Source organism: Porticoccus sp. (genome assembly GCF_041592135.1).
In the GTDB taxonomy this organism is placed as follows: Bacteria; Pseudomonadota; Gammaproteobacteria; order Pseudomonadales; family Porticoccaceae; genus Porticoccus.
In genome coordinates, this window is sequence record NZ_JBFHQR010000137.1 from 1 (window position 1) to 5,991 (window position 5,991).

Below are 5,991 nucleotides of genomic sequence, written 5' to 3' on the forward strand. Positions count from 1 at the left end.
GCCGGATGAATCCGTCGTCAATGCCTTGAAGCTGGCGGTGCTGCGCGGTGTGAAGGTGCGTTTGATGTTGCCCCGGCTCACCGATAACCGGGTGGTACAGCTCTCTTCCTACGCGGTATTAATGGGTTTGAAACATTCCGGTATCGAGGCCTATCAATATCGTCGGGGATTTCTACACCAGAAGGTGGTGCTGGTGGATGACGACCGCGCTTATGTGGGGACGGCCAATTTTGACAACCGCTCCTTCCAGCTGAATTTCGAGATTACGGTGATGGTGCGGGATCTTCAGTTCGCCGCCCAAGTGGAGCAGATGCTGGAAGGGGATTTCCGGGGCTGCGTGCCACTGACCGGCACACAGCTTGAACAGCGCAGTGTATTGTTTCGCGCCTTGGTAAAACTGGCGCAATTATTTTCACCAATCCAATAACCGGCTATAAAATAGAGTACGATAGCCGCTGTGCCAACCACACCGAGAATTCCTATGTCGCTGATTGCCGAACTGCTGGGAGATTGCTCTCCCTATATCTACAACCTGGTTTACGATGTAGACGTTCGACTGCTGTTTATCGAGTGTCTGGATGATCCCTCAGACGAAGAGCCTTCGCTGCGGATTGTGTTCCCGGAAATTATCAGCTATGCAGAGAGCAACCAGACGGATGCGCTCGACGACGAGCTGATGGACGACCTGGTGAGCATGGACTGGAGCAATGAAAATCAGCTAACCATCCTCACCTGTAAAAAAGAGATTGTGCTGGAGCTGTCTGGCAAGCCCTTCAGCGAGCAAATCGACTGATCGCCTGAGGCGGGGTCGGTGTTTGGGGACAGACTCAGGAGTCCTGATCCTCTTGCCCGAACACTTCTTCCCGCCAGTTGGGGCCGACATTCTGTTCAATGTATTCGCGAATTAGCTGACGAACTTTCTGGGATGGCGTAACATCCTCATCTGAGCACAGTTTTTCAAACAGCGCTTTTTTCTTCGGGTCAATCAGCAGGGTCAATCGGGCTGTGCGGTTTTCCATCGGTGTTATCTACCTTCTCATTATTCTCTATTATGTTAATTAAATTAACATTGAATTAGTACCGGATGAGATGCTAGTTTGTCTACATATTAATCTCAACTGTTAATTTTCACTCCTACGGGACATCGCGGATGGCTCACCGGGCACACCTGTTTTCTCTCAAAGTCGGCCATGGCCTTCGTTCGGCACTGGCGGCTGCTCCCTACGACAGGAGACGTTTTCTCAGCGATGCCCTGGCCGGCATCACGGTGGGAATCATTGCCATTCCCCTGGCCATGGCGCTGGCGATTGCCAGTGGCGTCGCCCCTCAGTATGGCCTATATACCGCCATGGTGGCCGGCTTTCTGATCCCCCTGGCCGGCGGTTCCCGTTTCAGTGTCTCCGGCCCGACCGCGGCGTTTGTGGTCATTCTCTACCCCATCGTGCAACAGTACGGTCTCGCCGGCCTGCTGGTGGCCTCGGTGATGGCCGGGGTGATCCTGGTGATTATGGCGTTGTTGCGGTTGGGGCGCTATATCGAGTATATCCCCGAGTCGGTCACCCTGGGTTTCACCGGGGGGATTGCGGTGGTCATTGCCACCCTGCAGCTAAAAGATCTGCTGGGACTGCAGATTGCCCAGATGCCCGCCCATTACACCGGCAAGGTGGTGGCATTGCTTGGGGCTATGCCGGAGTTGTCTTCCTGGACACTGCTGGTGGGTGCGATGACGCTGGCGGTACTGCTGTTGTGGCCGCGCCTGAAAACACCGGTGCCGGCACACTTGCCGGCCGTGGTGGTCGGTGCTGTGGCGGCATTCCTGTTGAATGACCAGGGGGCCAGTATTGCCACCATCGGTTCAAGCTTCAGTTTTACCCTGCCGGACGGACAGATCGGTCAGGGCATTCCCTCTGTGTTGCCGGATTTTCAGTGGCCCTGGTTGCGCACCCAGCCTGGGGAAGTGCCTTTGCAACTCAGTTGGAGAATGGCCCAGGACCTGCTGTCGGCGGCATTCGCCATAGCCATGCTGGGGGCGATTGAATCATTGCTCTGCGCCGTGGTGCTCGATCGCGCCACCGGCACCAAACACAGTGCCAACAGCGAGCTGCTGGGGCAGGGCATCGGCAATATTGTGACCCCTTTTCTGGGGGGCATTACCGCGACGGCAGCCATTGCCCGCTCTGCCGCCAACCTGCGGGCGGGAGCCAAAACGCCCATTGCGGCGATGGTTCACGCCGGGGTGGTGTTGTCGGCGCTGCTGTTCCTGTCCCCCCTGCTGGCCCACCTGCCCATGACCAGCATGGCTGCGCTGTTGCTGATGGTGGCTTGGAAGATGAGCGAGGCCCCGCGCATCCTGCAATTGCTGAAAACGGCGCCGCGCAGTGACATTTTTGTGTTCCTGGTGTGTTTTTCCCTGACAGTGCTGTTCGATATGGTCATTGCCATTACCGCGGGGATCGTGCTCGCATCGCTGCTGTTCATGAAGGACATTGCCGAAATGACCCGGGTGAGTGATATCACCCGCAATAAAAAAATCGTCGATGTGGACATGCCCGAGCGCTGGGCAGTGTTGAAAATCAATGGCCCGCTGTTTTTTGCGGCGGCGGATCGCCTGTTTGGGGAACTGGCTCAGCAGTGTGCCGAGCGCAATGGCGTTGTGCTGTATCTGGACGGTGTGTCGATCCTGGATTCCGGCGGGGTCTCGGAGCTGTATCAATTCATTGACAGTTGTCGCCGGGCGGGGACGGTGGTCTACCTGGCCGATTTGCAATTCCAGCCGTTGAAAACCCTCAGCAAAGCCGGGTTCAAGCCGGATGGCAGCCATTGCCGGGTATTCCCCACCCTGAGCGAAGCCCTGGCAGTGGTGGCGGAACAGCATTCGGTCGATGCGGTAAATTAACCGCGGTGTTGCTGCCCATTGAGCCAGCTTGTCCAGTAGGGCGGCTGCCAAAGGGTTGCCGCTGCCATCGCAGCTTTCGATCTCCGGCCGGTCGTTTCAGCCTCGCCACGGACCCGGGAGTGTCAGGTTCATACTGGCAACGGTAATGTCCTGTGCTCGGCAGAGATATTGCCCGGGGAGCCACGGATAAGGTAATGGCTGCCCGCAGTGGCGCCGTTTTCAGCTGCTTTAACCAGCGACTCCTGCCGGACGGGGTTGGTCACCCGCTCGGACACCCGTTTAAAATCGACGCCGATGTTCTCGATATCCGGGCTGTCTGCAAACAGGTCGCCGACCCGGGTGTATTCCCGCACCGCACCGCCATCGCCGGAACTGCGGACAGCAACGACCTGAGTGCGACGGAAGCTGCAAGGTCTGAGTTGTTCGTGTTTTTCATTACAGTCGTAACAGGGCAAGGGCTCATGCGCGGCGCTACAGGTCGCTGTTGACGAATTGACGGTTGGTTTGGCTGTGTAGAAAAGCGTGAGGGGCTCCGGTGTCAGCGCCCTCAGAGACTGTTTTTCTTAACGGAACCGAGCTGAAACGCTACAGATTGACAGGGGCAATGGTCAGCTTGGGGAGGCTGGCGGTGGTGGGCACGGCGGCAAATTGTGACGTTTCAGGTTGCAGGCATATCGCGCGAACCCGGCCGTTAGATGGGTGTTTTTCGACGTTATACTGAGCCCTGTGGCGAATCGAGAAAATCTGCCCGCTCGGGGAAAACGCAATCGCTAGAAGGTGGGAACTTCCTATGGCCGGGGTAGAGAGCGGCGGATTATGCAAAAGACAGTCGGGCTTTTGCGAAGGCGGGCGGCTTTATCGCTTGCGAGACAGACAGCTTGCGCTGCCCGGATTTAACTGTAAAGCTAGCTTTCACTAGGGTCTTACCCCGACGACGCCGGAATATCGCTTTTTAGAGGACCTGCTAGAGTACAAGGGTTTGACCGCCCCGCAATCAGGGCATTCTGTCCCTCGGTGGCCATCCCGGGCCGGCGAGACACTGTCGCGGACCCGGACAGGGCGTGACTAACAGGGAATGACTAACAGGGAGCGACTATCAGTATGGAATCCGCCAAGAACACCCCGAAGTTAACGGCTGTTCCCGCGACACCAGTAACTGCTGGAGGCAATGCCGAGACCGCCGCCGAGCATTCCGGTCAGCGCAAACACCTGCAACCGCTGGCGCCGACGCTGCAGGACACCCCGGTGCTGGACCGCCTGTTGCACGCCAATATGGTGAAATGCGGCGGCATCTCGCCGGCCTCCCTGCTGCTGGCCTGGTTCGACTGGACGCTGCACCTGTCCATCGCTCCCGGCAAGCAGATGGAGTTGGCACAAAGCGCCGCCAAAAAGAACCTGCTGCTGTTCAATCACCTGGCGCGCAAGCTGCTGGGCAAGGACGGCCCCGACTGCTGTGTCACACCGCAACCCCACGACCGCCGCTTTAGCGACGAAGCCTGGAAGAAGTGGCCCTACAACCTCTACCACCAGAATTTTCTGTTGATTGAGCAGTGGTGGGAGGAGGCCACGGGCAGCGTCCGCGGCGTCACGCGTCATCACGCCGATGTGCTGCAGTTTGTCGCCCGACAGTGGCTCGATATGGCGGCCCCCGTCAATTTTGCGCTGACCAATCCCCGGGTCATTCGGGAAACCCGCGAGCAAAAGGGGCGCAATCTGCTGCGCGGTGCCAGGAATTTTCTCGGGGACGTGGCGCGCGGCCTCACCAATGCCCCGCCCGCCGGATCTGAATGCTACAAGGTGGGGGAAAACCTGGCGGTGACGGCGGGCAAGGTGGTGTACCGCAACCAACTGATGGAACTGATTCAGTACAGTCCCACCACCGACGAGGTTTACGGCGAACCGGTGCTGTTTGTGCCGGCCTGGATCATGAAGTACTACATCCTCGATCTCTCACCGGAAAACTCCATGGTCAAATACCTGGTGGAGCAGGGGCACACCGTCTTCATGATCTCCTGGAAAAATCCCGATTCAGGCGATCGCAATCTCGGCTTCGAGGATTACCTCAATCTGGGCATCATGGAAGCCCTGGCGGCGGTCAACGCCATTGTCCCGAAAAAGAAAGTCCACACGGTCGGCTACTGCCTCGGTGGCACCCTGTTGTCCATCGCCGCGGCCACCATGGCTCGGGACAACGACAAGCGCTTGAAAAGCGTCACCCTGTTTGCCGCCCAGGTGGATTTTGAGGAGGCCGGCGAGCTGCTGTTCTTTATCGACGAAAGCCAGCTGGCCTTTCTGGAAGATGTCATGTGGGAGCAGGGCTTTCTGGACAAATTCCAGATGGCCGGCACCTTCCAGGTACTGCGCTCCGCGGATCTGATGTGGTCCCGGGTCATGGAACCCTACCTGCTGGGCAAGCGCCGCGACCTGAGCGACCTGATGGCCTGGAATGCCGACGCCACCCGCATGCCCTATCGCATGCACTCGGAATACCTGCGCACCCTGTTCCTCAACAACGACCTCTCCGAAGGGCACTTCCTGGTCGACGGTCAACCCATTGCCCTGACGGACATCCGCGTGCCGGTCTTTGCGGTCAGCACCAGATTTGACCATGTGGCGCCCTGGAAGTCGGTCTACAAGATTCGCCTCTACAGCGACGCCGAAGTCACCTTCCTGCTCACCAGCGGCGGGCACAACACCGGTATCGTCAATGTGCCGGGCAACTCGAAGGACAGCTATCAGGTGTCCACCTTCAAAAACAGCGACAAGCACGTTCCCGCCGAGCACTGGTGTCAACAGGCGCCGGTCCACGAGGGTTCCTGGTGGCCGGAATGGAGCCAATGGCTCGCCAGGCACTCGGGAGTCAAAACCAGCCCGCCGGCCATGGGGGCCCCGGAGCTGGGGTGCGAAGTACTGGGAGACGCTCCGGGACAATATGTTTTTCAGCAATAGACGCGTCGACAGCCCGTGCGCCGTCCCCCGCTGGGGATAAGAGCCCGCCAATTCCAGGGCGACCGGGCCAGGAGCGATAAGAGGGACCAGGAACGATAAGAGGAAAAAGGGTCGGGGGCCACCCGGCCACACATGGCTTGGCCGCC

6 protein-coding genes are annotated in these 5,991 nt (G+C 58.6%); 4 read left to right on the forward strand and 2 right to left on the reverse strand.

Annotation, left to right across the window (positions count from 1 at the left end; translation table 11 throughout):
- Together ABY948_RS10625 and ABY948_RS10630 are read left to right on the forward strand one after the other, a co-directional pair.
- A partial coding sequence (locus ABY948_RS10625; RefSeq protein ID WP_461482513.1) for a phospholipase D-like domain-containing protein occupies positions 1–427 on the forward strand: 427 nt, incomplete at its 5' end.
- Positions 428–481: 54 nt separating this feature from the next.
- Positions 482–793, forward strand: a complete 312-nt coding sequence (locus ABY948_RS10630) for a hypothetical protein (protein WP_461482514.1) — start codon at positions 482–484, stop codon at positions 791–793.
- A gap of 34 nt (positions 794–827) precedes the next feature.
- Here the strand turns inward: ABY948_RS10630 and ABY948_RS10635 are convergent, their stop codons facing one another.
- Entirely contained in the window at positions 828–1,019 is a 192-nt protein-coding gene (locus tag ABY948_RS10635) for a CopG family transcriptional regulator (RefSeq protein ID WP_461482515.1), read from the reverse strand.
- A 131-nt stretch (positions 1,020–1,150) separates the two neighbouring features.
- Between ABY948_RS10635 and dauA the strand changes: the two genes are divergently transcribed.
- Positions 1,151–2,896, forward strand: a complete 1,746-nt coding sequence (gene dauA / locus ABY948_RS10640) for a C4-dicarboxylic acid transporter DauA (RefSeq protein ID WP_461482516.1) — start codon at positions 1,151–1,153, stop codon at positions 2,894–2,896.
- Between the two features lie 128 nt (positions 2,897–3,024).
- Here the strand turns inward: dauA and ABY948_RS10645 are convergent, their stop codons facing one another.
- Complete coding sequence (locus ABY948_RS10645; RefSeq protein WP_461482517.1) at positions 3,025–3,351, reverse strand: hypothetical protein; 327 nt, start codon at positions 3,349–3,351, stop codon at positions 3,025–3,027.
- A gap of 646 nt (positions 3,352–3,997) precedes the next feature.
- On the opposite strand from ABY948_RS10645, the gene ABY948_RS10650 reads away from it, so the two are divergent.
- Positions 3,998–5,845: a PHA/PHB synthase family protein gene (locus ABY948_RS10650; RefSeq protein WP_461482518.1), complete on the forward strand. Its 1,848-nt coding sequence runs from the start codon at positions 3,998–4,000 to the stop codon at positions 5,843–5,845.
- Positions 5,846–5,991: the final 146 nt, after the last annotated feature.

Excerpts from the sequence above, each read along its gene's own strand:
- ABY948_RS10630 (WP_461482514.1), top strand. The coding sequence starts at position 482 with ATGTCGCTGATTGCCGAACTGCTGGGAGATTGCTCTCCCTATATCTAC.
- ABY948_RS10635 (WP_461482515.1), bottom strand. The coding sequence starts at position 1,019 with ATGGAAAACCGCACAGCCCGATTGACCCTGCTGATTGACCCGAAGAAA.
- dauA (WP_461482516.1), top strand. The coding sequence starts at position 1,151 with ATGGCTCACCGGGCACACCTGTTTTCTCTCAAAGTCGGCCATGGCCTT.
- ABY948_RS10650 (WP_461482518.1), top strand. The coding sequence starts at position 3,998 with ATGGAATCCGCCAAGAACACCCCGAAGTTAACGGCTGTTCCCGCGACA.